Source organism: Akkermansia massiliensis (assembly GCF_023516715.1).
Taxonomy (GTDB): Bacteria; Verrucomicrobiota; Verrucomicrobiia; order Verrucomicrobiales; family Akkermansiaceae; genus Akkermansia; species Akkermansia massiliensis.
In genome coordinates this window covers 471490-495249 of sequence record NZ_JAMGSI010000001.1, presented here as the reverse complement: position 1 = coordinate 495249, position 23760 = coordinate 471490, and the positions used below count along the sequence as shown (strand labels likewise).

The 23760-nt window shown below is 59.4% G+C and carries 17 protein-coding genes; 13 read left to right on the top strand and 4 right to left on the bottom strand.

Annotated features, from left to right (window positions below):
* Nucleotides 1–4: 4 nt before the first annotated feature.
* On the bottom strand, nt 5–550 hold the full coding sequence (gene sufT / locus M8N44_RS02110) for a putative Fe-S cluster assembly protein SufT (protein ID WP_102722545.1): 546 nt from the start codon (nt 548–550) through the stop codon (nt 5–7).
* Between the two features lie 330 nt (nt 551–880).
* Here sufT and M8N44_RS02105 point away from each other — a divergent pair, with 330 nt between their 5' ends.
* From M8N44_RS02105 to rsgA, 4 genes are all read left to right on the top strand, one after another.
* Entirely contained in the window at nt 881–2656 is a 1776-nt protein-coding gene (locus tag M8N44_RS02105) for a peptidylprolyl isomerase (protein ID WP_102728268.1), read from the top strand.
* 157 nt (nt 2657–2813) lie between these two features.
* On the top strand, nt 2814–4172 hold the full coding sequence (locus tag M8N44_RS02100; protein ID WP_102728267.1) for a POT-type proton-dependent oligopeptide transporter: 1359 nt from the start codon (nt 2814–2816) through the stop codon (nt 4170–4172).
* A 487-nt stretch (nt 4173–4659) separates the two neighbouring features.
* Entirely contained in the window at nt 4660–5439 is a 780-nt protein-coding gene (locus M8N44_RS02095; RefSeq protein WP_102728266.1) for a class I SAM-dependent methyltransferase, read from the top strand.
* Entirely contained in the window at nt 5436–6491 is a 1056-nt protein-coding gene (rsgA, locus tag M8N44_RS02090; protein WP_022396654.1) for a ribosome small subunit-dependent GTPase A, read from the top strand. Before M8N44_RS02095 ends, rsgA begins: the two co-directional genes overlap by 4 nt.
* Before the next feature lie 106 nt (nt 6492–6597).
* Here rsgA and M8N44_RS02085 read toward each other — a convergent pair whose 3' ends face one another.
* Nucleotides 6598–7155 (bottom strand): pentapeptide repeat-containing protein, encoded by a 558-nt coding sequence (locus tag M8N44_RS02085; RefSeq protein WP_022396653.1) that lies wholly within the window; start codon nt 7153–7155, stop codon nt 6598–6600.
* A gap of 556 nt (nt 7156–7711) precedes the next feature.
* On the opposite strand from M8N44_RS02085, the gene M8N44_RS02080 reads away from it, so the two are divergent.
* A complete protein-coding gene (locus M8N44_RS02080) occupies nt 7712–8335 on the top strand; it encodes a hypothetical protein (protein ID WP_146023803.1) in 624 nt (207 codons plus the stop codon).
* A 255-nt stretch (nt 8336–8590) separates the two neighbouring features.
* Here M8N44_RS02080 and M8N44_RS02075 read toward each other — a convergent pair whose 3' ends face one another.
* Complete coding sequence (locus M8N44_RS02075; RefSeq protein WP_102722541.1) at nt 8591–9601, bottom strand: polyprenyl synthetase family protein; 1011 nt, start codon at nt 9599–9601, stop codon at nt 8591–8593.
* A gap of 201 nt (nt 9602–9802) precedes the next feature.
* On the opposite strand from M8N44_RS02075, the gene larC reads away from it, so the two are divergent.
* The 8 genes from larC to M8N44_RS02035 all read left to right on the top strand — a co-directional run bounded on the left by larC (nt 9803) and on the right by M8N44_RS02035 (nt 19148).
* Entirely contained in the window at nt 9803–11023 is a 1221-nt protein-coding gene (larC, locus tag M8N44_RS02070; RefSeq protein WP_022396650.1) for a nickel pincer cofactor biosynthesis protein LarC, read from the top strand.
* Nucleotides 10995–11810, top strand: a complete 816-nt coding sequence (gene larE, locus M8N44_RS02065; protein ID WP_102728265.1) for an ATP-dependent sacrificial sulfur transferase LarE — start codon at nt 10995–10997, stop codon at nt 11808–11810. The genes larC and larE overlap by 29 nt, the downstream gene beginning before the upstream one ends.
* The gene (gene larB, locus M8N44_RS02060; protein ID WP_022396648.1) at nt 11807–12562 is read left to right on the top strand and encodes a nickel pincer cofactor biosynthesis protein LarB; all 756 of its coding nucleotides are present in this window, start codon (nt 11807–11809) and stop codon (nt 12560–12562) included. Before larE ends, larB begins: the two co-directional genes overlap by 4 nt.
* 105 nt (nt 12563–12667) lie before the next feature.
* A complete protein-coding gene (locus M8N44_RS02055) occupies nt 12668–14128 on the top strand; it encodes a glycoside hydrolase family 10-like protein (RefSeq protein ID WP_102728433.1) in 1461 nt (486 codons plus the stop codon).
* Nucleotides 14129–14224: 96 nt separating this feature from the next.
* On the top strand, nt 14225–14989 hold the full coding sequence (locus M8N44_RS02050) for a superoxide dismutase (RefSeq protein WP_249852994.1): 765 nt from the start codon (nt 14225–14227) through the stop codon (nt 14987–14989).
* A 150-nt stretch (nt 14990–15139) separates the two neighbouring features.
* Nucleotides 15140–16231: an adenylyltransferase/cytidyltransferase family protein gene (locus M8N44_RS02045; protein WP_022396645.1), complete on the top strand. Its 1092-nt coding sequence runs from the start codon at nt 15140–15142 to the stop codon at nt 16229–16231.
* A 13-nt stretch (nt 16232–16244) separates the two neighbouring features.
* Nucleotides 16245–17810: a murein biosynthesis integral membrane protein MurJ gene (gene murJ, locus M8N44_RS02040; RefSeq protein ID WP_102728263.1), complete on the top strand. Its 1566-nt coding sequence runs from the start codon at nt 16245–16247 to the stop codon at nt 17808–17810.
* A gap of 171 nt (nt 17811–17981) precedes the next feature.
* Complete coding sequence (locus M8N44_RS02035) at nt 17982–19148, top strand: pyridoxal phosphate-dependent aminotransferase (protein WP_102722538.1); 1167 nt, start codon at nt 17982–17984, stop codon at nt 19146–19148.
* A 160-nt stretch (nt 19149–19308) separates the two neighbouring features.
* Here the strand turns inward: M8N44_RS02035 and M8N44_RS02030 are convergent, their stop codons facing one another.
* A complete protein-coding gene (locus M8N44_RS02030) occupies nt 19309–23745 on the bottom strand; it encodes an autotransporter outer membrane beta-barrel domain-containing protein (RefSeq protein ID WP_102728262.1) in 4437 nt (1478 codons plus the stop codon).
* Nucleotides 23746–23760 lie beyond the last annotated feature (15 nt).

Below are 23760 nucleotides of genomic sequence, written 5' to 3'. Positions count from 1 at the left end.
GGAGTCAGATCAATCCGAGTTTCATCCTGCCTTCCTCACTGACCATGTCCTGGTTCCAGGGGGGGTCCCACACCATTTCCACATCCGCGGCCTCCACGCCTTCCAGCGCTTCAATGCGGTCCTTGGCCTCCATCACCAGATGGGGTCCCATGCCGCAGCCGGGCGCCGTAAGAGTCATTTTGACCGCCACGTGATGCAGGCCGTTTTCCAGCTCGATGACGGTCACGTCGTAAATCAGGCCCAGGTTGACGATGTCCACGGGGATTTCCGGATCGTACACGCATTTCAGCGTATCCCATACCCGTTCTTCAAGCGTGGCGTTTTCATCCAGTTCAGCCGCCTCCGGGGAGGCTTCCGCCGCTTCCGCTCCCAGGGCGTCCGCATTTTCCCTGGAGATGCGGGCCAGGCCATGGTCCGTAGCCACGGTATAGGAGCCGCCCAGTATCTGGGTGATATACACGCGTTCCCCCTCCGGCAGCGTGAGCACATCCCCGCTGGGGATCTGGACCGCCGTCACTTCTCTTTTGAGTTCTACTACCTGGTTCAGCATAAATCCTTGCGATTAAAGGAACATCCGGCTACGGACATGCGCGGGAGGGAACAGGCCCCACGAGGCCGGACCGCCCTGCGGCATCCGGAACCTTCCGCGCAGGAGCAACATAAGGGGTATTTGCATCACCGTCGAGGTCAAAAACTGTTCTGCCGTGACCGGAAACGCCCTTCATGACAGGAAAGCGCATGCCGCAATGTTTTGGAAAAGCCGCCGGAAGCGGAAAGCTTCGTTCTTGCCTAGCGGCGGGAAAAGGTGTAAAAGGTCCGGGCTGTCCAGGCTGCCGTCAGTCCGGGACCGGCCACACGCGCATCTTCAACTTAACATTCCATGTTAGATTACTTACGTAAACATACAATCGTCATCATGGCAGCCATGGCCCTGGTGTTTGTGGGCCTCATGTTCATCGGCGGGGACGTAAGCGGCGGCTCCCTGACCGGCATGTTCAAGCAAACCTTCGTTTCCGTGGACGGCAAGTCTTACGGAGAAAAGGATTACAACAGCATGGGCAGAACCGGCCTGTCCGTGGCTTTCTCCTTCCCTTCCACCTTCGGCCCGCTGCTCCAGGACAATTTCAGCTCGGAAGAAAGCCTGCGGGAACTCTGCCACCTGCTGAAAACGAATAATCCCAACGCCGCTTTCCTGGCCTACCGCGGCATCATCCGCAGGGAGGCGAGCCGGCTGGGCCTGACGCCCAATACTACGGAGATTGACGACGCCATCTGCAACATTCCCGAATTCCAGGATGAGAAGGGCGTCTTCGACCCCCGGAAGTACGACAATTTCATTTCCATGCGCGGCAACATGGGCAAGAAGCTTCAGGAGGAACTGCTGCGCGGCCTGATGGAAGACACCATCAGCCTGGTGCGCATCAAGGATGTGCTGACCGGCGGCATTTCCGTGGAATCCGGCTTTGCCGAAGCCGTGGCGGAGTCCAACAGCCAGCAGATCACGGTCAACACCGCCTTCCTGGAAAAGAGCGCCTTCCGTCCCAAGACGGACCCGGGAGAAGAGGAAATCAAAACCTTCTGGGACAAGCACAAGGAAAATTACAAGAACGAGGAAGCCCGCTTCTTCACCGTGTACACCTTCACCCCCGCGGGCGATGCCCAGGCTCCCAAGCCCGGCGATATTTCCAACGCCACCATGGAAACCATGAACCTGGTGGAAAATGACATCTGGGAACCGCTGAACGCCACCAACGGCAGGAACATGGACCAGGCCATCAGTGAAGCCCTGGCCAAGACTCCCGACGTCTGCAAGATGGAGAAGAAGTCCTACACGGCCGTGACGCGCAAGAATGCGCCCCAGGAAATCAACCAGCCGATCAACCAGTCCGCCTCCGACGGACGCAGCGCCACCCTGCTGGACGTGGCCTTCTCCCTGACGGGAGCCCCCGCCCTGAATGCGGATGCGGACGCCAAGGCCATTGAAGAAGCGCGCGCCAAGACCGGAGCCGAACAGATCAGCACCATGCAGGTGCTGGAAAACGGACAGGTCGTCCTGGTCCGCCTGGAAGGCGTTACCCCGGTAAAGGCGCTGCCTTATGAAACCGCCCGCAACAGCGCCCGCGCTGACCTGCTGGAAAGCATGACCGTGGAATCCATGAACAAAGCCGCCGCCGAACTCAACACGGAATTGCAGAAGGCTGAAAAGCCCGTGGAACAGTTCAACGCCATCGCCGGGAAGGCCGGAGCCAAGACCGCCGCCTACGGTCCCTTCATCAATCCGAACGCCCTCCTGAGCAGCGTCAACCTCCAAAACGCCAGAAGCCAGGAAGAACTCCAGGCCCTTCTGGACCGCGCCATGAATTCCCGCCTGGCTCCGCCCAAGGAACTCCCGGTCCCTGAAGAAGTATTCCAGGCGGTTTCCGTCATTAACCCCGGCCGGATGGCCCAGCCCATCAACACGGGGGACGGCATCCTGCTGACCCAGCTCGTCAAGCGCGAACTGGAGGATACGCCGGAGTTCCAGATCAAGGCCACCCAGCAGATTGCCCCGGCCCTGACCGCCCAGGCCAAATCCATGATCATGCTGGACTGGCTGAAAGCGTGCATCGCCCAGTACAAGGTGGAGATCGCCCCCATCCTGAACCAGGAACGCTAACACCCTTCCTTTCCATGGCAGCCGTCATTACCCCCGTGTCCCGCCGCACAGGGGCGGAATGCCGCCAAAATGCCTTCCTATGATGGCCCCCGCACCGGGGCCATCATTTTTATTGCCCTTGTTCCGCCATCCCTGACCCCCTCCCCCCTCATCATCCATGAGCGCCCTCCCTGCCCAGTCCAGGTACATCATCGGAACGGAAGCCTGCGAACGCTTCAGCTTCTACGGCATGAAGTCCATCCTCATGCTGTACATGACGGGCCACCTGCTGATGAGCGAAAACTGGGCCACCGCCACCCTCCACGTCTTCGCGGGAATGGTTTACCTGCTTCCCCTGGCGGGCGCATGGCTGGCGGACAAGGTATGGGGCCGGTACAAGACCATTCTTTACATTTCCCTGCTTTACTGCGTAGGGCACGGAGTCCTGGCCACGGCGGACCTCTTCCATACCATTGAAGCGCGCCGTTACATCCTGATGACGGGCCTGTTCATCATCGCGCTGGGCGCGGGAGGCATCAAGCCCTGCGTCTCCGCCTTCATGGGGGACCAGATTCCGAATAAATCCCCGCAGTTGATGACCAAGGCCTTCAATGCCTTTTACTGGGCTATCAACCTGGGCTCCTTCTTCTCCTTCCTGGTCATTCCGGCCATGGAACAGCATTACGGGTACAGTTGGGCGTTTGCCGTTCCGGGCATTTTCATGGGCATCGCCACCTTCGTCTTCTGGCTGGGCCGCAAGAAGTACCACAGAACGCCGCCTGAACGCAACAACGGCCGCGCCGGCTTCTGGAAAGTGCTCTTCATCGTCCTGTTCCACGGGGGCTGGAAGAATGCGGAGCAACGCTGCGGAGCTTCCGCCGTGGAGGACGCCCGGCACATCCTGAAAATCCTCTCCATCTTTGTCTTCATCATTCCCTTCTGGTCCATCTTTGAACAGACGGCCTCCTCCTGGGTGGCCCAGGGCAGCAGGATGATTCCCCTTTCCATCCCGCTCCCGGGCGGCGGAGACTGGTCCATCGGGCCGGCGCAAATCCAGGCGGCCAATCCCATTTTCGTGATGGTGTTCATTCCACTGATCACCGTATTCGTCTATCCGAAGGTGGTGACGCTGGCGCGGCCCCTGGTGCGCCTTGGAACGGGGCTGGCCCTGAGCTCCGTGACGTTCCTGATTGTCGCTTTCCTGCAATACAGGCTGGAGGGAGGAGCCTCCATGTCCATCGCGTGGCAATTGATCCCCTACTGCGTACTCACCATTTCCGAGATCCTGCTCAGCACCACCGGCCTCGAATTCGCCTACACGCAGGCTCCGCTGCATTTGAAAAGCGTCATCACCAGCTTCTGGAACCTCACCATCTTTGCAGGCAACATGCTGGTGGCCGCCATCACCTTTTTCCTGTCCAACGGAGAATCCGCCAACGCCATCTCCACGGACCGCTTCATCCTGTACGCCATACTCGCCGCCGTGGTGGCGGTGGCCTATTCCTTCCGGGCGCGCAGGTACGGAAAGACGGAGTAGAGGAAGCATCCCCGACGCGCGGGAATGACGTTTTTTCCGGCTCCGGAGAACAGCAGACATAATAATGTCTTGAAAAAGACAGCCGGACCGTGCGAAATTCCGGCACGGCCCGCACATCCTGTACGCGGGCATACTTTCGGGAAAGTATTGGAAATACAAATTACAGAGAAGATATGAGGCGAACGGGGATTTACCCCTGTTCCCCGCCGCACCGGAAAAGTTGCTTCTGAAACAATCTTATCGGCAGCGCATTTCCAGTCCGGCACAAGACGATATATCTTTGCTTCATGTTTAATACTTCATTTAAATCGGCCTCGGCCTTGTAAACAACCGGTACTTTCCGTAGCGGTTGTCCCCTTTTGTTTGCTCCCGGATGATCCCTTCCGGGAGGAAGTTCCGTATTATTGGAATTTCAACGTTAATCTATCTGCCACGATGACGGCGCCGCTGTGCCGTGCCCTCATGGCATACAACATTTACTAAATTAATGAGTAATAAAAACAAAACAATTCACGAATTCGATTTCAATTTCATCTGCGAATATTTCTCGCGCCTGGAACGGCAGGGCCCCGGCAGCCCGGAGGCTACCCTCAAGGCCCTCGGCTTCATTGACAATCTGACCGGACAATCCTGCATCGCCGACCTCGGCTGCGGCACGGGCGGACAGACCAGGACGCTTGCCGCACATGTTCAGGGAAGCGTTACGGGGCTTGACCTGTTCCCGGATTTCATCCGCATCTTCAACCGCCAGGCAACGCAGTCAGGCTTGCAGGACAGGGTAGAAGGCATCGTCGGTTCCATGGACAAGCTCCCTTTTGCAGAAGAAGAACTGGACCTGATCTGGTCGGAAGGGGCCATTTACAACATCGGCTTTGAACGGGGGCTGAACGAATGGCGCAAGTTCCTGAAACCGGGAGGCTACCTGGCCATTTCCGAAAGCTCGTGGTTTACCGCGGAACGTCCGGAAGAGATTCACCGCTTCTGGATGGACATGTATCCGGAGATAGACACCATACCCAATAAGATAGCCCAGATACAGAGGGCCGGGTACGTGCCTGTCGCTTCCTTCATTCTGCCGGAAAGCTGCTGGACGGAGCATTATTACGCTCCGCAGGTTCCCGTGCAGGAAATGTTCCTTCATCAATATCCGGGAAATGAAGCCGCCGCGGAATTAGTCGCATCCCTGCGCCATGAAGAGGAATTATACCGCAGGTACAAGGAATTCTACGGCTACGTGTTTTACATCGCAAAAAAGATGGAACAATGATTCATTTAAATGCTTACGGCTGGAATGAGAAGTTAAGCCGGCTCAAACGGGAATCTACGTACAGCGCCCTGCCCCATGGCCGCATCGCCATCGTGCACAGGACGTGTTATGAGATCGTGGCGGAGAACGGAGTGTTCCAGTGCGAATTAAGGGGAAACATGATGTATGAAAAACCAGCCTTTGAACTGCCCTGCACGGGCGACTGGGTGATTTTCCAGCCCTTTGATGAAACGAAAGGAATCATCGTCGATGTGCTGCCCCATGAACGGACCCTGTACCGCAAGAAAAGCGGAACGGTTTCCGACAGGCAGGCCATCGCCTCTTACGTGGACAAGGCATTCATTGTCCAGAGCCTGGATGATAATTTCAATATCCGCAGAGCCGAGCGTTTCATGGTTCAGATATTGGAAGAGGGAATCAAACCCGTACTGGTGCTGAACAAGGCCGATCTAGGGTTTGACAGGCAGGGCATTGAAGAACAGGTCAAACACCTGGAGCGCCGGATGCCTGTATTTTTTACAAGCATTCATGAACCCCAGTCGATTCTACGGCTACGGGAGTCCATTCCGGAAGGGGAAACAGTGGTGTTTGTCGGTTCCTCAGGCGTCGGGAAAAGTTCCCTGGTGAATGCGCTGTGCGGAAAACCGGTCCTGTCCACCTCCCATATAAGCTCCTCCACGGGCAAAGGACGGCACACGTCCACCCGCCGGGAAATGGTATTGATGGACGGTTCGGGCGTTTTAATAGACACTCCGGGCGTCCGGGAATTCGGCCTGGCGATCGGCCAGCCCGGTTCCCTTGCAGAAGCGCTGGATATTTCCGACTTCGCGGCGGCATGCCGTTTCAAGAATTGCGGGCATATCCATGAGCCCGGATGCGCCGTCCTGGAAGCAGTGAACACCGGCCTGCTGGACCGCGAGGTTTATGAAAGCTATCTGAAGCTCCGGCGGGAAGCGGAATACTTTTCCGCTTCGGAACATGATAAGCGCAAAAAGGGAAAATCCCTTTCCAAACTCGTAGAGGAAGTGAAGAAGCGGAATTCCAAATTCTAACCTGCGTTGAAACGGTGCGGGCATTCCTGAAACGGGAATGCCCGCATTCTTGTTTTACCCGCTATAACGGCCTATTCCGTATTCCAGTTAAACCGTGGCCGCGCTCCTATCCCCTGATGTCAATGTCCAGATGGGCGAGCAGCCCTTCCAGCCCATGCCGGGAAAAGACCGCCTTTTTCAGCTTGCACATGGCGGGATTGATCGAAAAGTTGAAAGAGGTTGAAAAATCGGCTTTCTCCAAATTGGTTCCGACGAAAGAAACCCGTTCCAGGTCACAGCGGTCAAAAACGGATTCCGCCATGTCGGCGTCATTGAAGTACCCCTCATACATCTTGCAGCCGCGAAAAACGGTTTTCCGCAACCTGGCTTCTACAAAGCTGGCATAATCAAGATGCGAGTTTTCAAAGACCAGGCCGTCCGAAAACCTGTCGATGTCCGTAAAGTCTGCGCCAGTCATCTTGCAGTCGGCAAAGGCAACATCCCGGAGGGCTCCCTTGAAGCTGGCCAGCGTGAAATTGCACGCCCTGAACTCGCACTTCTCAAAATCGGTATTCCGGATGACCAGCTTTGAAAAATCACACGCGACGAATACGCAATCATAGTATTCATCATCCAGCTCCATTTCATGGAAATCCACTTTCTCAAAGGTCTCGTTTTCAGTCATATCATGTTGATGGGAGTTGCCGCTCCGTGTTTGCTTCAATGTTCCGGAATCACCGTTTTCCGGGAAGCAGAACGCAGGAGAAAACTTTCCTTCCATACCCGCCGAATTATTCTACTTTCCTTCCCTGCCTTTTAGCATGGAAGCTGGCTGTCTGCAAGCCGTCCCGCCTCCGCGCATGCTCGCAGGCCCGGCTGACGCCTGAGGAAAAAGATAAAACCATTCCGGATGCTCCCTGCCGCCGCCAAAAAACGCGTTGCCCCTCTCCATTTGCTATCTACCTGTTCCCATCCGTATAGTTCCAAACGAGCCAACGCTACACCCCGAATCCTGAATACGGCGCCCTTTTTCAACATGGTTTAGGCGCCTTTTAAAAACCGGATGCCTCCTCCCGCCAAGCCAGCCTTTCCGGAATTTTCCTCCAGCCGTATATCTTCATTCACCGGCTCCATGAACCCCGGTAATCAAGATGACACGGAACCAAAATATACTCGCCTTCTCCTCAGCCCATTACGCAGGCTACGTCATGTGTACCGTTCCCAATACCTATCGGGAGGAGATGGACCGGCAGACGTCCCACCCCTCCTGCGGCTTTTACGCAGCCTCCTATGTCCTCAATTGCTTCAATCCTGATGCCGCATGGACGAATATGGAGCTTTTAAAATTGGCCGTTCAATATCCCCTCACCAATCGTGCAGAGGGCTGTTTAAGCGAGGTAGGGGAAGTTTTCCATCCCCACGATTTTGCCCGTTTCATCCATGCGAGAGCCAACGGAAGCTGCTCCGCCGCCTGCCAGTTATTTCATGAACAAACCATCCGGGACACCATTGATCAGGGAGGGTATGCCCTCGTTCCTTTTCAAGTTATCAATGATAAGCAAAACGAAAAACACGGTTTCCCCCGGACTGGCGTCCAGTGGACGGACCTTCCGCATGCACATTGGTGCGTTATTGCCGGATATGCAACAACGGATAACTCCAAACTGCTCGCCAAGCACTGGGGAGAAAACCGGTTATTTGATATAGATGAGCTCGGTAACAGCAATCAAGGGTGTTATCCCCTCCAGCAAACCAATAACATCACAGCACAGCGCGCCTCCAAAGTGCAGTTGCTGCAGAACCAAATCATCACCATCCTGCCCGCACAAGCTTCGCCAGGCCGCCGGAGAGGCTGCGCCTGCTGACCTGCAAGGCATCTTCATCGGTCTCCCGCTCTAAAAAAGCCAGCCCATGGAAACGGATTTTCCGTCCAGTGAAGCAGGGAGGCACGCAGGCCCGGATAGAGGGACCGTTTCATGAGGAAGGAGCCCTGGGAAACGGTCCCGGTTTAAAAAAATGCCACGGAGCCTGCCTTCGTGAACAGCGTTCTGGATTCCAGACAAGTTGCCGAAGTCCATTTCCGGAAACCGTCCTCCCTTTTTTAAGGATGTGAATGAAGCTCAGGAGATACGGCAGTCGTTGAGCAACTCGTCCATGTAGAAGGTCATTTCCGCCAGGGCCTCACGGTATTCCGTCTGGGGAAGGAGCCACAGGATTTCACGGGCAGCCTCGTTTTTCTCCAGAGCCACCTGGATCGACTTGTCCAGGGCCTCCGCAAAAACGGGGTTATCCTGAAAGGCGGAGTAATCCACCACTTCACGGTTTTCAATGGCGTCTCTGAGCGTGGCTTCCACGTTCCTGTCCCCGCATTCCAGCAGGTTGAAGATGGGGAGGGTCAGCTTGCCCTTGGTGGCGTCCGTGTGGAGCGTTTTGCCGGCATCGTCTTCATCGCCCACCATGTCCAGGCAGTCGTCGTAAATCTGGTAGGCCACCCCCAGCAGGTCTCCCAGCTGGTAAAGGGATTCCTCCACTTCCGGGGCCACTCCGGAGATCCACGCCGCGCCGCCCGTAGCGGCGGAGAACAGGGAGGCGGTTTTTTTCCGGATGATTTCAAAGTATTCCTCGCGGGTCATGCTCAGGTCATACAGGCGGCTGGACTGGGCCACTTCCCCCTGGCATACGTCCCTGACGGTGTTCGCCAGCCTGCGGCAGAATTCCGTGCTGCCGAACTCGGTACCAAGCACCATGGCATGGGAAAAGAGAACATCCCCCAGCAGTACGGCCAGGCTGTTGCCCCACAGGGCGTTCGCGGTGGCCTCGTCACGGCGCTTGTCGGCCTCGTCAATCACGTCATCATGCACGAGGGAGGCCAGATGCACCATTTCCAGCAGGGCTCCCAGCCGGATGTGGGCTTCCTTGATGCCGCCCGTGGCGCCGGCTACCAGCAGAACCAGGGCCGGCCGGAGCATTTTCCCCTTGGACTGGCACACTGTTTCCATGTAGTCGGTGACTTCCGGGTCAAAACAGGATGCCTGGGCTTCCACAAACTCAGAAACTTGCTTCAATTCCGGCTTGACCAGTTGAAGATAGTGCTTCTGGGATCGTAATTTCGAAAAGAACGGGATGGACATGATATGGACGAGGGCCGGCGCTGGTCAGCGCCGCAGGAATTGTGGCATATTTGAAGTTCTCTAGCAATGTATTTCACAGGCCATCTTTGCATGGCCGGGCGGCAATGAGCCAAACCCGCGCTGCCGGACGCCGGGAACCCTGCGGAGATAAGGCTCACTTTGACCTTGAGCCGGGATGTTTTCCTTCTACACTGGCCTATCATGAGAGCCTTGGTCTATGATTGCAGCGCGGGCATCAGCGGAGACATGAATCTGGCCGCCCTGATTGATTTGGGCGTGGACAGGGAAAGCCTGGAACGGGAGCTGTCCAAATTGCACGTGCACGGGGAATGGAAACTGGAATGCCGCCGTGCGCAGCAGTCCGGCATCCAGGGAACGCGGATTGACGTACTGACGGTGGAAGAAGGCCATTCCGGCCACGGCCATGCACACCATCACCGGACCATGGCGGATATCCGCAGGCTTATTGGGGCAAGCGGCCTTTCAGACGCCGTAAAGCGGACGGCCCTTTCCATTTTCTCCCTGCTGGCGGAGGCGGAGGCCCAGGTGCACGGCACCACGCCGGAGGAAGTCCATTTCCATGAAGTGGGAGCGGTGGACTCCATCATTGACATCACGGGGGCCGCCATCTGCCTGGAGCTGCTCCGGGCGGACGCCGTCTTCACTGGACCGGTGGAACTGGGCTCAGGCACCGTGACCTGCCAGCACGGAACGATGCCCGTTCCGGCCCCGGCCACAGCCCTGCTGGCGAGCCGCTTCCAGTCCACCCTGAACGGAACCACCCATGAGGCCACCACTCCCACCGGAGCAGCTTATATTGCCGCCCTGGCGCGGCCTGTCCCGGCCCCGCTGGCGGGCCGCATCACCGGAACCGGCTACGGCATCGGCCACCGCCAGGGGCTCCCCCTGCCTAATATCCTCCGGGTGATGCTGGTGGAAACGGAGGAACAGGAGAGTTCCCCGGAATTGCTGACGGAGCTGTGCGCCAATATAGACGACATGACGCCGGAACAGACCGCCTACCTGGCGGAAAAGCTGATGGAGGCCGGCGCGCTGGACGCCTGGCAGGAGTCCATCTGCATGAAGAAGGGGCGCCTGGCGGTCAAAGTCTGCGCCCTGTGCCTGCCGGAACAGGCGGACCGCGTGAGGGAAGCGTTTTTCCTGCACAGCAGCACGCCGGGGATACGCCAGCATGATACGTGCCGCCACATCCTGCGCCGGGAGAGCGCCTCCGTATGCACTCCCCACGGAACGGTGCATGTAAAAACCTCTTTCATGAACGGACGCCCCCATCACCGGAAGGCGGAATTTGAAGATTGCAGAACCCTGGCGGAAAACACCGGACTGCCGCTGGAACAGTGCCAGTTGATGGGGCTTTTCCCCACCCCCTCCCATGACTCCTCCTCCACAGACTCCGTTTGAACGGCTGCGCGCCGTCCTGCTCCCCAGGGAGCGCATCGCCGTCGCCCTGTCCGGCGGGCTGGACAGCAGCGTGCTGCTGGCTGCTGCCGCCAAGGTTCTGGGGCCGGAACACTGCCTGGCCCTGACCGCGCAAACTCCCTATGTAATGGAGGAGGAAGTGCGGGACAGCGCGGAGCTGTGCCGCCGCCTGGGCATTCGCCAGGAGACACTGGCGTTCCCCATCCTGCCTTCCCTTGCGGATAATCCGCCACTGCGCTGCTACCTGTGCAAGCATGCCCTGTTTTCCGCCCTGGCTGCCAGAGCCGCGGAAGCGGGCTTTCCCCTGCTGGCAGACGGCTCCAACACGGATGACCTGGGCGACTACCGCCCCGGGCGCAAAGCCTTGCAGGAACTCGGCATTCTGAGCCCCTTTCTGGAAGCCGCCATGGACAAGGCGGACATCCGCAGCGTGGCCCGCGGACTTGGCCTGCCGGAGTCCGTCAGCGGCAAGCCGGCCTATGCCTGCCTGCTGACCCGGCTGGAGCACAACCGCCCCGTGACGGAATCCCTGCTGCGGCGCGTGGATGCGGCGGAGGCCTTCCTGCGCTCCCTGGGGCTGAAAGGCTGCCGCGTCCGGGTTCACGGGGACGACCTGGCCCGCATTGAACTGCCGGAGGAGGAACGCGGACTGTTCCGGAGCGGGGAGCTTGCCGCTCCCGTAGCGCACCGCCTGCGGGAGCTGGGCTTCCGCTACATCACCCTGGACCTGGAAGGATATTCCAGAGGCAGCATGAACGAACCATCATGAATGACATTACCGCCATCCTGCATCAGCTTGAGGAAGGCCGCCTTTCCACGGAGGAAGCGGCGGAAAAAATCCGGGCCGCCACTGCGCCCGCATCTTCCCATACGGATATTGATTACGGCCGCCTGGAGCGCACCGGATGCCCGGAAGTGATTTACGGCGCAGGAAAAACCCCGGACCAGATTGAAGAGATAGCCCGCGGCCTGCTTGCCGCCGGACAGAACGTGCTGGCCACGCGCCTGAACGTGGAGGCGCTGGACTACCTGAACCGCGCCTTTCCGGAGGCGGACATGCACCCGGAAGCGCGCCTCATGCGCATCATGGCGAACCCCGTTCCGCAGACGGAGGGCTTCGTCGGCATCGTCAGCGCGGGCACCTCGGACCAGTCCGTAGCGGAGGAAGCCGCCCTGACGGCGGAATTCCTGGGCAGCCGGGTGCTCCGGTACCGGGATTGCGGCGTGGCGGGCCTGCACCGCCTGGTTTCCCATCTGGATTCCATCCGCCGGGCCACCGTGCTGGTGGCTGTGGCAGGCATGGAAGGAGCGCTTCCCAGCGTGCTGGCCGGGCTGGTAAAAGCCCCCGTGATCGCCGTACCCACCAGCGTGGGCTACGGAGCCAATTTCCGCGGAGTAACCACGCTGCTCGCCATGATGAACTCCTGCGCCAACGGCGTGTCCGTCGTCAATATAGACAACGGTTTCGGGGCCGGATTCAACGCTCATCTGGTCAACAGCCTGGCGTCCCGGCCCCGCTGAATGCCGCGGCCGCCGCCCTTCCATGACGGAACCGCCGGCATCCGCCATGGACAGATTCACCGAATGGGCGTTAAATGTCCCGGAAGCATTCCTCACCATCCCATCATGACCAGATTTCCCTTTTTCCATGCCCTTTCCTGCTCCCTGCTGGCCCTGGCCTCCCAGGCGCTGGGGTGGCAGCCCTCCGGAGAATCCGTCCCCGCCGCCCCGCAGGAATTCCGCGCGGCGTGGATTTCCACCGTCCATAACATTGACTGGCCCTCCCGTTCCGGCCTTTCCGGCGCTGCCCAGCGTGCGGAGCTGCTGACGATCCTGAATACCTGCGCTCAGTTGAAGCTGAATGCCGTCTTTCTCCAGGTGCGCCCGAACGCGGACGCCCTGTACCAGTCCTCCCTGGAGCCGTGGAGCCAGTGGCTCTCCGGGCCCGGCGTCAATCCGGGGTATGACCCCCTGGCCTTCGCCATTCAGGAGGCCCACCGCCGCGGCATTGAACTGCACGCCTGGTTCAACCCCTTCCGGGCAAAGGCCAATGTGAAGCACGCCGTGGGGCGCAACCACATTTCCCTCACCCGTCCGGACCTGATGAAACGCAACGGCTCCGTTCTGCTGATGAACCCCAGCGCCTCCGCCTCCCGTGACCACGCGATGAGGGTTATCCTGGACGTCGTGCGCCGCTACGATATTGACGGCGTGCACCTGGACGACTATTTCTACCCCTACCCCACGCCCGGCCGCACCTGGTCCCCCGCCAGCTTCAGCGACGGAAAGTCTCCCTCCCAGCGCCGGGCCTGCATTGACGACTTCGTGCATGACATGTACAAGTCCGTCAAATCCTCCAAACCCTGGGTACGCGTGGGCATCAGCCCGTTCGGCATCTGGCGTCCGGGCGTTCCCGGCGGCATTGAAGCGGGAGTGGACGCTTACGAGCACCTGGCCTGCGACGCCCGCAAGTGGCTTTCCCGCGGATGGGTGGATTACCTGGCCCCGCAGCTTTACTGGCGCTGCAGCCCGGCCAAGCAGAGCTTTCCGGTCCTGATGCAGTGGTGGGCCGCCCAGAACACGAGCCGCCCGGTGTGGCCCGGCATCGCCACCGCGCGCATCATGAGCAGCGAAGACCCGGGGCGCCCCGCCTCTGAAATAGCCGCGCAGGTCAACTATTCCCGCTCCCTGGCCAGAAGCGCCCCCGGGCAGTGCTTCTGGAGCGTCAAATCCATCATGCGGAATGCCGGAGGCATCCAGAAATACCTGAACAGGCTGTATCCCTCCATGGCCGTCCCTCCCGCCATGCCCTGGTGCGGAACCGGAACGCCAGGCCAGCCGCAGAATTTTTACGTGGCGGACAACGGTTCCACCGTAACCCTTTCCTGGCAGCCGTCCGGCAATCCCTCCCGGAAATGGGCCGTCCAGGCGCGCTACGGCAGCCAGTGGGCCACGCGCATCCTTCTGCCGGGCAGCCAGACCCGCGTGACGCTGCCCAAATCCTTCCTGGGGGATGCCGGGTCCGTCGCCGTCAGGGGCGTCAGCGCCTACGGAGCCCAGGGCCCCGCCGCGGCGGCCAGAAGGTAGGAAGCTTTTTCCGGCAGCCTCCGGCGGGAAAGGAAAAAAATGCCCGATGTTCTAAGTTTTTTGAACAACTCCAAATCCATCCATGTCCAAACTTCCATGAATTCCCGTGGCGCGGACATGAACAGAAGGCGTTTCATCGCCCTTTCCTCATTGGCGGCGCTGGGAACAATCAGCCAGGCCCGGGCAACAGGGCCGTCTATACAACCACAGCACAAGATGACTAAAAAGCAAGATCCCTCCACGGTCGGCTATGCCGACGGCAAGTACGTGTTACCGCCCCTTCCGTACGCCTACGACGCACTGGAACCCATGCTGGATGAAAAAACCGTGCGCATCCACCATGACAAGCACCATGCGGCCTACGTCGCCGGCGCGAACGCCGCGGCTGAAAAGCTCCGTGAAATCGCGGACGGCAAGCTGGACGCCTCCGCCACTACCAACTGGGTGCGCAACCTGTCCTTCAATGTTTCCGGCCACGTCCTCCACACCATTTACTGGACCAACATGACGCCCGATCCCAAGAAGGAACCGCAGGGCCCCCTGGTGGACGCCATCAAGGAAAAATTCGGTTCCCTGGAAGCCATGATGAAGGAATTCAAGGCCGCCTCCCAGGGCGTGGAAGGTTCCGGCTGGGGCATTCTGGGAGTGGACCCCATGAGCAAGACGCTAGTGATCTGCGGCGCGGAAAAGCACCAGAACCTGGAAATTCCCGGTCTCGTCCCCATCCTCGTCTGCGACGTCTGGGAACACGCCTATTACCTGAAGCACCAGAACCTCCGGGCGGATTATATTGAAGATTTCTGCCGCCTCATCAACTGGGACGACGTGGAACGCCGCTACCAGGAAGCCATGGCGTCCTGACCGGTTCCGGCAGACATTGATTTTTCTTTTTCTTCAACGGCACGGGCCTTCTAAGGTCCGTGCCGTTTTTTGGCGTACTTCCACCCGGCTCTTGCATCCGGCGGAGCAATAGGGCATACTGCCGTGGACTAATTATCTATCACCACGCGCATGAAAAAAGTTTTCGTTTCAGGCTGCTATGACATCGTTCACGCCGGTCACATCCAGTTTTTTGAAGAAGCCCGGGCCCTGGGCGACTATCTGATCGTCTCCTTTGCCTCGGAACCCGTGCTGTGGCACCACAAGCAGCGCAAACCGTCCATTCCGGACGAACACAAGAAAGTGCTGCTGGAAAGCCTGCGCATGGTGGACAAGGTCATTCTGGGCACCGGCATGAAGAAGGGCCTGGACTTTGAAGAGGAATTTCTTCAGGAAAGGCCCGACGTCCTGGCCGTGACGGAGGACGACCTTTACAGCGGCATCAAGAAGGAGCTGTGCTCCCGTGTGGGCGCGAGTTATGTGGTGCTTCCCAAGACGCCTCCCAAATTCGCCCCCGTTTCCACCACCATGCTGGTGAACCGGATCAAGGCCCCGTCCACCGTGCCGCTCCGCGTGGACTTTGCCGGAGGATGGCTGGACGTTCCCCGCTACGCCAGAAAAGGCTCCTATGTGGTCAACTGCGCCATCACCCCCATGGTGTCCCTCTGCGAATGGCCGTATGAAAAGCGGTCCGGACTGGGCGGCAGCGGCGCGTGGGCCATGCTGGAAGGACGCGACCCGGTCGCTTCCGAACTCGCTCTGGGCGTCGGCTGGCAGGACCCCGCCGTCATTGCGGAAACGGGGCTGTGCGTCTGGCGTTCCGGCAGTTCCCCCGTGCTGGACGTCAAGGGCACGGGCGACTTCCTGGAAGGAAGAATGGCCATTCTGTACACGGGGGAGGAACACGACACTCCCAGAATGGCGGACGAACAGCGCGATTACGTGCGCATCTCCCAATCCTCCCTCATTGCCCGCACCGGAGTGCTGGAACGCAACATCAACACCCTGGCCGCAGGCGTGGCCCTGTACTACAGCGTTCAGCTTGACGAAGGAATGCAGCCCCTGCCGGACATCCCGAACGCCCTTGCCAAAAAATACCTGGGCGGCGGCTACGGAGGGTACGCCCTGTATCTCTTCCCCTGCCGGGATGACCGCGACCAGGCCGTCAAGGACAATCCGGCCATGAAGCGCGTGGAACCGTACTGCCGCCAACTGTTCAAGTAAGCCCTTCTCTTTCATGTCCCTGATGCGGAACAGCCTGGTAGCCTCCGGCGCCATCTTTGCCTGCCGCCTGACAGGCATGGCCAGGGAAATCGTGTACACTTCCCTGTTCGGCGCTACGGGGGTGCTGGATGCCTTTTATACGGCCTTCCGAATCCCCAACCTGTTGAGGGACCTGTTTGCGGAAGGGGCTCTCTCCCAGTCCTACACCAGCGTAGCCTCCAAAACACGGGAGGCGGAAGGCGACGCGGCCGCCTGGGAGCTGACCAACAAGGTAGCCACCCAGCTTTCCACGCTGATGGTCGCCATCGTGACGCTGGGCATCCTGTTTGCCGGCCCCGTCATGGAGGCCCTTTACAGCGGGGACCATTCCCTGACGGACCAGTTGTTCGCCACGGACCTGAGCCGCATCATGTGGCCATTCATCGGCTTCGCCTCCCTGTCCGCCCTCGTCATGGGGGCCCTGAACATGGTGGGGATCTTCGGGCTGCCCATGCTGGCCTCCGCCGCCTTCAACGTCACCTCCATCCTGTTCGGCCTGCTGATCGGATACTTCATTGACCCCACTTTCGGCCCCAGGGCTTTGTACGGCTTTGCCTGCGGCGTCACGATCGGAGGGGCGGCCCAGATTGCCGTGCAGCTCCCCAAGCTGCGCAAAACCGGCTTCCGGTGGAAGCCCAACTTCCATTGGGACGATCCCCGCGTGCGCAAAATCTGGGGGCTGATGCTTCCCTCCGTGCTGGCTTCCGGCGTCACGCAGTTCACCATCTTCATCAATACGGGTTTCGCCCTGGACCTCCAGAAAGGCTCCGTCACCGCCCTGACCACGGCGTTCCGCCTCTGGCAGCTTCCCGTGGGTCTCTTCGGCGTGGCGACGGGCATGGTGGTCCTCCCCGCGGTTTCCCGCATGATGGTGGGAGACGGCAGGAAGGAAGTGGCTGCCCACATCGCCAAAGGGCTGCGGCTGGTGGCGTTTTTTGCGGTGCCCGCGTTCCTGATCCTTTTCATCCTGGGAACGGAATTCGTCTCCTCCGTGTACCAGTGGGGCCGCTTCAACCAGGAGGCGGTGCGCTATACCGGGGAGGTGCTGGGCGCCTACTCCCTGGGCCTGCTGGGCTACGCCGGGACCAAGGTGGTGCAGCCCGTCTTCCTGGCCCTGGAAAAACGCTGGGTTCCCCTGATCGCCGCCGCCGTGGCGCTGGCCATCAGCATTGGCCTCAACTACTACTTTGTCTACGGCCTGCATAAAAATGCGGCGTGGCTGGCGCTGACCACCTCCGTGGTCACCACCTTCAACTTCCTCTTCTACTTCCTTTACCTGCGCCGCCAGCTGGGCGGCGTGGACGGACGGACGCTGTTCTCTGGCCTGGGCCGCATTCTGGCGGCGGGAGTCCTGCTGGGAGCCGTGTGCTGGGCGGGTAAAACGTGGTTCCTCCAGGGCTTTCTGGACTGGTCCTTCCCGGCCAGGCTCCTGGGCATCTCCCTGGTCTGCGGCTGCGCCGGGATCGTTTACCTGGCGGCGGCCTTCCTGTTCAAGACGCCGGAACTGGACGCGGTACGGGCCAAATTCATGAAACGCTGACATTGAAACTTCCCTTCCGCGAGGGGAGGCGCGCTCTCCGCAAGAAAAAGAATGGTCTTCACAAGCATTCTCCTTGCCAGGGGTGCGCTCAGTGAGTAAAGTTTTTCCGCCTGTGCGGGGAATAGCCTGTTTTCCGCCAGGGCATCAAAATTCTACGATCGCACCACAACAATGGACATGATTTCCCCCAGCATTGCTGCATTGACCCCTTCCCTGACCCTCAAGGTGACCAACCGGGCCAAGGCTATGAAGGCCGCCGGTGAAGAAGTTTACGGTTTGGCAGGCGGTGAGCCGGAAATGGACACTCCTGACAACATCAAGCAGGCAGCCATCACGGCCCTGAATAACGGAGCTACCAAGTACACCCCTTCCGCCGGTCTGCCCGCACTCCGCCAGGCCATTGCCGACAAGCTCAAGAGGGAAAACAATCTGGAATATGATCCCAGCCAGATCACCGTGGGCGCCGGCGCCAAGCACGCCTGCTTCAACGCCATCATGGCGACCGTCTCCGAGGGAGACGAAGTCATCATCCCCTCCCCGTACTGGGTCAGCTATCCGGAAATGGTCCGCATGTGCGGCGGCATTCCCGTCATCGTGGAAACCACGCCGGAAAACGGCTGGAAGCTCACTGCGGAACAGTTTGAGGAAGCCATGACCCCCCGCACCAAGATGGTCATCCTCACCACGCCGAACAACCCGACCGGAGCCGTTTATTCAGAAGAAGAACTGCGCGCCCTGGGAGAAGTGGCCCTGAGCGAAGACATCCTCATCCTGGCTGACGAAATCTACGAACACCTCGTGTACGGAGACACCAGGCACGTCAGCATCGCCTCCCTGAGCCCGGAACTGTACGACCTGACCATCACCATCAACGGCTTCTCCAAGGGCTACGCCATGACCGGCTGGCGCATGGGCTACTCCGCCGCTCCGGCCCCCATTGCCAAGGCCATCCAGATGATTCAGGACCACACCACCTCCAACGTCTGCACCTTCGCGCAGTACGGCGGCATTGAGGCCCTCACGGGAGACCAGAGCTTCATCAGCGACATGCGTGACGAATACGACATGCGCCGCCAGTACGTCCTCTCCCGCCTCAACGCCATCCCGAACGTCAGCGTCGTGGAACCGCAGGGAGCCTTCTACTTCTTTGTGGACACCAGCAAGCTGGGGCTCACCTCCCTGAACCTGTGCGACAAGCTTCTGGAACGCTACAAGGTGGCAGCCGTCCCCGGCATCGCCTTCGGCAATGACAAGGCCATCCGCATCAGCTACTGCACCACGCTGGACATTCTGAAAGAAGCGCTGGACCGCTTTGAAGAATTCTGCAAGGCGCACTAAGCGTCAAATACTGATTTTTCCAATCTTCAGGACCGCTTCATTCATGAAGCGGTCTTTTTTTATTCCTCATGAGAAGACTTTCCGGCAGGACCGGCAGAAACAAAACACCCGGCAAGAGTGAACTTGCCGGGTGGAGGAAGAGATATGAATTCCTTTGTGCCTAAAAGCTCCGCGTATATCCCAAATTGATCGTCCAGGGACGATCATATTTGTCTCCGTAGACATATTCGTAGTCCAGGTGCACCTGATCGCGGGCGCTGAGCTGCCATGCTACGCCGCAGCCAACCATGCCGCGGGTTCCATCCGTATTCGGACGCCACTGATTGCCGGCGGCCTTTACTTCACCGCCATTGCTTGCCTGCTGCGTAACACCAGTTTTCACGTAGCCCTGCACCAGCTGCCTGCCTCCGTTGACGCTCCATGTGCGTCCGGCTCGCAGGCGTCCGGCAAATTGCCAGACGTCGGCTGCGCTTCCCGCCACCTCCAGGCCCTGGTTCGTGACGATATGCGTGGAACCGGAATGGAGCCATGCGATTTGCACGGAGGGTTCCAGGAACCATCCTCCGGCGCTGCTCCACTGCCGCCCGGCTTCCATGCTCATTCCCAATCCCCAGTTGTCATAGCCGCCACGTTCCGTGCCCCCGGGCTGGACCGCGCTCCATGCGGCATTGTAGCTCATTCCCTTGAGAACCGCGTCCGCAAACCACCCCCTGCTGTGCAGCCATGAGGCGTAAAGGCCTCCGTAACCGCTGTCCGTGCTGCCCTTGCTTCCCCAGCCGTCATGGAAGCGGCGGTCACTCCGGCGATATCCTCCGAAGAGACCGGCAGCCAGCATGCTGTTTCTCCCGGATGCAACAATCCAGTCCGCGCCGCTGTCCGCCCCATACTGGTATTCCGTAAAGCCGCATACTCCGGCGATGCCCAGGTCCGTGTCCGTGCGTCCGGAAGCCGTGCGCGCCCAGTAGTGCCCCCTGGGCGCCTCTCCGGCGTTCCTGGCCTGTTGGTCCTGCTGCCTGTAAAAGTCCGCTCCCATGCGCAGCTCTCCCATGCGTTTGGAGAGGGTGTCAAGCTGTTCAAACCATCCCGTACTCATGCAGCCAAGCACATTGAGCAGTACGCCGCCCAGGTTGTTGTAGCCCTCCGGCGACAGGTCGTATCCATTGCCTGCTGCGTTGAGTTTAAGGCCGTAGGAGTAAAAACCCGCATCAAGCGTTCCGGTAAAGAGCGTTGCCGCATTACTGTCTTCCGCCAGACTGTCCCATGTGATCATGTCGTGTATGAAGGACGGGGAGGAGGGAATGCCGCCTTGCAGGATGAAATGAACCGTGTGCGTGCCGGAAGCCTCCCCGGCGATGGCGATGCGGTCGCTTGTTCCGGCGGCCAGGTTGATGTTCATGGTAAAGGCCTGCGATCCGGAGAGGGAGCCGAGCTTCAATGTGTCACGGCCGCTTCCTTCAAAGGCTACATGCCCTCCGTCGCCCTTCAGGCCTCCCGAAAGCTGGAAGTCCTGCCCTGTGCCCGATGTATTGGCCAATAGGAGCGTTCCGGTGTTGGCAAGCGCCGATTCCACCTGCGCGCTGGTGAAGACATACATGGCGTCCGTGTTGGAGAATGCCTGGCCGCCCTTGAGCAAGCCTTGCAGAATAAACCCTTTACTGTTGGTTTGTGCGGTGGCGGCCGTGTCAAATGTTGTACCTTCCTTGACCTCCAGGATTCCGGCGCTGAAGAGGTTGTCCGCTCCGGCAGTGACCAGGCCGGAATTGATGAGGGTTCCCCCCGTGTGGCTCGTGGCGGAGGTGATGGTGATGCCGGCCGCGTCACTATTCAGCTGCAGCGCGCCGCCGCCTGTAATCCGGGCGATGAGCGTCCGGTCGCTGTCCGGATCGGCCGGAGCGTCCAGAACCCAGGTTTTCCCATCATGGATGTTCAATTCCTTGAGTCCGTAGGTGAGATGGATCCCCGTCTGGCCGCTGTGCTCATTGGTGCCGGCTACGGCAATGTAGCTGTAGGTCGCGGTAACGGTATCCTGATAGGTAACTTCGCGTTCCTCGCCGCCGGTGATGGCTTCGCCCGTATCGGCATCCACCAAGTCCAGAAGAGTTGTATTCGCGACGTTCCCGGCTTGTACCACCAGCAGGGCGTCCGCGTTGATGGTGCCGTCCAGAGCCAGTTCCTGAAGATCGCGGTCCAGGAAGCCCGGCTGGGGAGCTATGTGGTCCAGACTGTCTTTCAGACCGGAGACGGCCAGCGTGGATGCCGACGTGATGTCAAGACTGCCGGAGACGGAGAGCTGGTGTTCCAGCCGGGAAGCGTCACCATCCACCTGGACGGTAAGCGTTCCTCCGGCCAGATGCAGCTTGCTGATGGAAAAATTTTCCGCGACGGAGAGTTCGGAGCCGCTTCCGAGCCGCAGGGTTGCGGTGCCGAGCACGGTTTGTCCTGTGGCGTCCGGACGGAGCCGGGTATCAGTCAGGGCAATGGTTCCGCCAAATCCGGCCAGCGAATCCGGGAGGGTTACGGTGCCTGCGGACCGGATGTCCAGTGTGCCGGAACCTGTGATGTACGCGCCTGAGCCGGTCCGAATCTGTTCCATGTCGTTAATCAGGATGCTGCCTTCGTTGAGCGCAACTCCGTTCGTGAACAGATTGGTTCCGGTATTCCTCAGGTCAAGGACTCCCTGTCCGGTTTTGAGCATTGCGTCGGAAGCTGTGACGTTTCCGTTCAGCAGGAGCGTGCCTTCGGTGTCTACCGTGCCGTTGAGAACGATCGAGGCGGCATTGATCTCGCTGACGGCGCCTTTGCTTCGAAGAGTGGCTCCGGCATTAAGCGTAAAGGAGGTTCCCGTGTCCGTCATGCTCCCCGTGCGGCCGAAAACGACCCCGTCCCTGAGTTCCAGCGTACCTCCGTATACAGTGGTTTTTCCCCGGAAATTGTTGTAACGGCTGGCAACCAGATGGGCGTCCGTACCCTGATAGCGTGTTCCGCTGAAGACGACCGTGCCGGAGGTGTCGTGATCAGTCCCATTGTCATCCGTATACCGGTTGATCGCGAGCGTTATTGCGTAGTCCGTTCCTGAGGTGATCGGGTCGTCAAACTGGATGTTCCGTCCTTCTCCGGCCGCCAACTGCAAAGAGCCTAACCTTTCAACATGGATGGCGTTGGCTGTTCCCCCGTCTACGGTAAACGTTCCGTTATCGTTGCGCGTGAAGGTTCCCCCTGTCATATTGCCGCTGAAAAGAACGTCGTGGGTCTGCGCCAGGAATTGCTGGGCGGCGTTGGTGCCGAAATTGTTGATCAGGATGGCTCCCCCTGCCGTGGGCGCGTAATTGTTCGTGAAATTCGCCCCGTCCCGAATGGTCAGCTGCTGATTCTTCAGGTAAATCGCTCCGCCACTTCCGGAAGACGCCTGAATGTAATTTCCGGTGAAGGAAACGTTGGCTCCCAGAGTGCAGGCCCCCCCTGAAGACATCCAGATGGCACCTCCGTCACCGGATGACGCGGAGATATAGTTGCCCGTGAAGCTTGCACCCGCCCCAACGGTGAGGGATGCAGGGCCTCCATTTGCCCGCACCGCAACCGCCCCGCCGGCCCCTTTTCCCGTTCCGGCGGCCAAGATGTAATTCCCGGTGAAGACGGCTCTGTCTCCCAGTGTGACGGAGGCGTCTCTAATCGTGATGTAGGTGCTGATCGCCCCCCCTTCACTGGCTGCTCCGTCTGCCGAGGTGGAAATATGGTTGCCGCTGAAAGTCGCGCGGTCTCCCAGGGTAATGGAGGTGGCGTTTCTATCGGCGCCTATCGCTCCTCCGTAGCTGGACTTGCCAGCCTGGACATAGTTGTCCGTGAATGTGGCGTCATCACCTATTTCAATGGAGGAGGAACCGCCCTTGGTAAACATTGCGCCGCCCCCGCCGCCTGCTTTGTCTGACGCCAAAACATGGTTGGCATGGAAAACGGCGCCGTTGCCCAGAGTGATCCGGGCGTCGTTGGAGAACGCCAGAACTGCGCCTCCTCTAACCTCTCCGCTTGCGGAAGATGCGTAATTTCCGGTGAAAACGGCATTGTCATCCAGCGAGACTGAAGCGAGACCTTGACCCTGAATGGCAATCGCGCCGCCGCCCGGAGCGGTGGAATCATCATAGATTCCCGTATTGTTGCGGAACGTGACCGCTCCGGTAAGATTCAGAGTGGCATTGCTGCCAAATCCCTCCACACGCAGAACCCGGTTGCCCGCATTCTCCCAGATGATGGAATTCATGTCAGCGCCATGGTCTCCTTTCTTCAGGAAAAACATGGGAGTTGTTCCCAGCCCAGCCAGATCCAGCGTGCGCGCTGCCGCCGTGTTGTCGGACTGAACGTTAATGAGAAGATTCAGGCCTCCTGTCAGCGTGGAGTCGTCGTTATGCAGGACAACCGTGTCGTTGGCACGCAGCAAACCGGACGCCCTCAATTCTTCCAATGTGCCGTACAGGTTGCTGCCCGGCATGGCGGACTGGGTGTTGTTCACCGTGTAGTCCGCACCGGATGCGGCCGGGAAGGTGCAGATGAACAGGCTCGCAAGCACGTAGCGGAGCAAAGAGGAAGGAAGATGTAGTCTCATGGTATTGAATGGATT

Excerpts from the sequence above, each read along its gene's own strand:
- sufT (WP_102722545.1), bottom strand. The coding sequence starts at position 550 with ATGCTGAACCAGGTAGTAGAACTCAAAAGAGAAGTGACGGCGGTCCAG.
- M8N44_RS02105 (WP_102728268.1), top strand. The coding sequence starts at position 881 with ATGTTAGATTACTTACGTAAACATACAATCGTCATCATGGCAGCCATG.
- M8N44_RS02100 (WP_102728267.1), top strand. The coding sequence starts at position 2,814 with ATGAGCGCCCTCCCTGCCCAGTCCAGGTACATCATCGGAACGGAAGCC.
- M8N44_RS02095 (WP_102728266.1), top strand. The coding sequence starts at position 4,660 with ATGAGTAATAAAAACAAAACAATTCACGAATTCGATTTCAATTTCATC.
- rsgA (WP_022396654.1), top strand. The coding sequence starts at position 5,436 with ATGATTCATTTAAATGCTTACGGCTGGAATGAGAAGTTAAGCCGGCTC.
- M8N44_RS02085 (WP_022396653.1), bottom strand. The coding sequence starts at position 7,155 with ATGACTGAAAACGAGACCTTTGAGAAAGTGGATTTCCATGAAATGGAG.
- M8N44_RS02080 (WP_146023803.1), top strand. The coding sequence starts at position 7,712 with ATGGACCGGCAGACGTCCCACCCCTCCTGCGGCTTTTACGCAGCCTCC.
- M8N44_RS02075 (WP_102722541.1), bottom strand. The coding sequence starts at position 9,601 with ATGTCCATCCCGTTCTTTTCGAAATTACGATCCCAGAAGCACTATCTT.
- larC (WP_022396650.1), top strand. The coding sequence starts at position 9,803 with ATGAGAGCCTTGGTCTATGATTGCAGCGCGGGCATCAGCGGAGACATG.
- larE (WP_102728265.1), top strand. The coding sequence starts at position 10,995 with ATGACTCCTCCTCCACAGACTCCGTTTGAACGGCTGCGCGCCGTCCTG.
- larB (WP_022396648.1), top strand. The coding sequence starts at position 11,807 with ATGAATGACATTACCGCCATCCTGCATCAGCTTGAGGAAGGCCGCCTT.
- M8N44_RS02055 (WP_102728433.1), top strand. The coding sequence starts at position 12,668 with ATGACCAGATTTCCCTTTTTCCATGCCCTTTCCTGCTCCCTGCTGGCC.
- M8N44_RS02050 (WP_249852994.1), top strand. The coding sequence starts at position 14,225 with ATGAATTCCCGTGGCGCGGACATGAACAGAAGGCGTTTCATCGCCCTT.
- M8N44_RS02045 (WP_022396645.1), top strand. The coding sequence starts at position 15,140 with ATGAAAAAAGTTTTCGTTTCAGGCTGCTATGACATCGTTCACGCCGGT.
- murJ (WP_102728263.1), top strand. The coding sequence starts at position 16,245 with ATGTCCCTGATGCGGAACAGCCTGGTAGCCTCCGGCGCCATCTTTGCC.
- M8N44_RS02035 (WP_102722538.1), top strand. The coding sequence starts at position 17,982 with ATGGACATGATTTCCCCCAGCATTGCTGCATTGACCCCTTCCCTGACC.
- M8N44_RS02030 (WP_102728262.1), bottom strand. The coding sequence starts at position 23,745 with ATGAGACTACATCTTCCTTCCTCTTTGCTCCGCTACGTGCTTGCGAGC.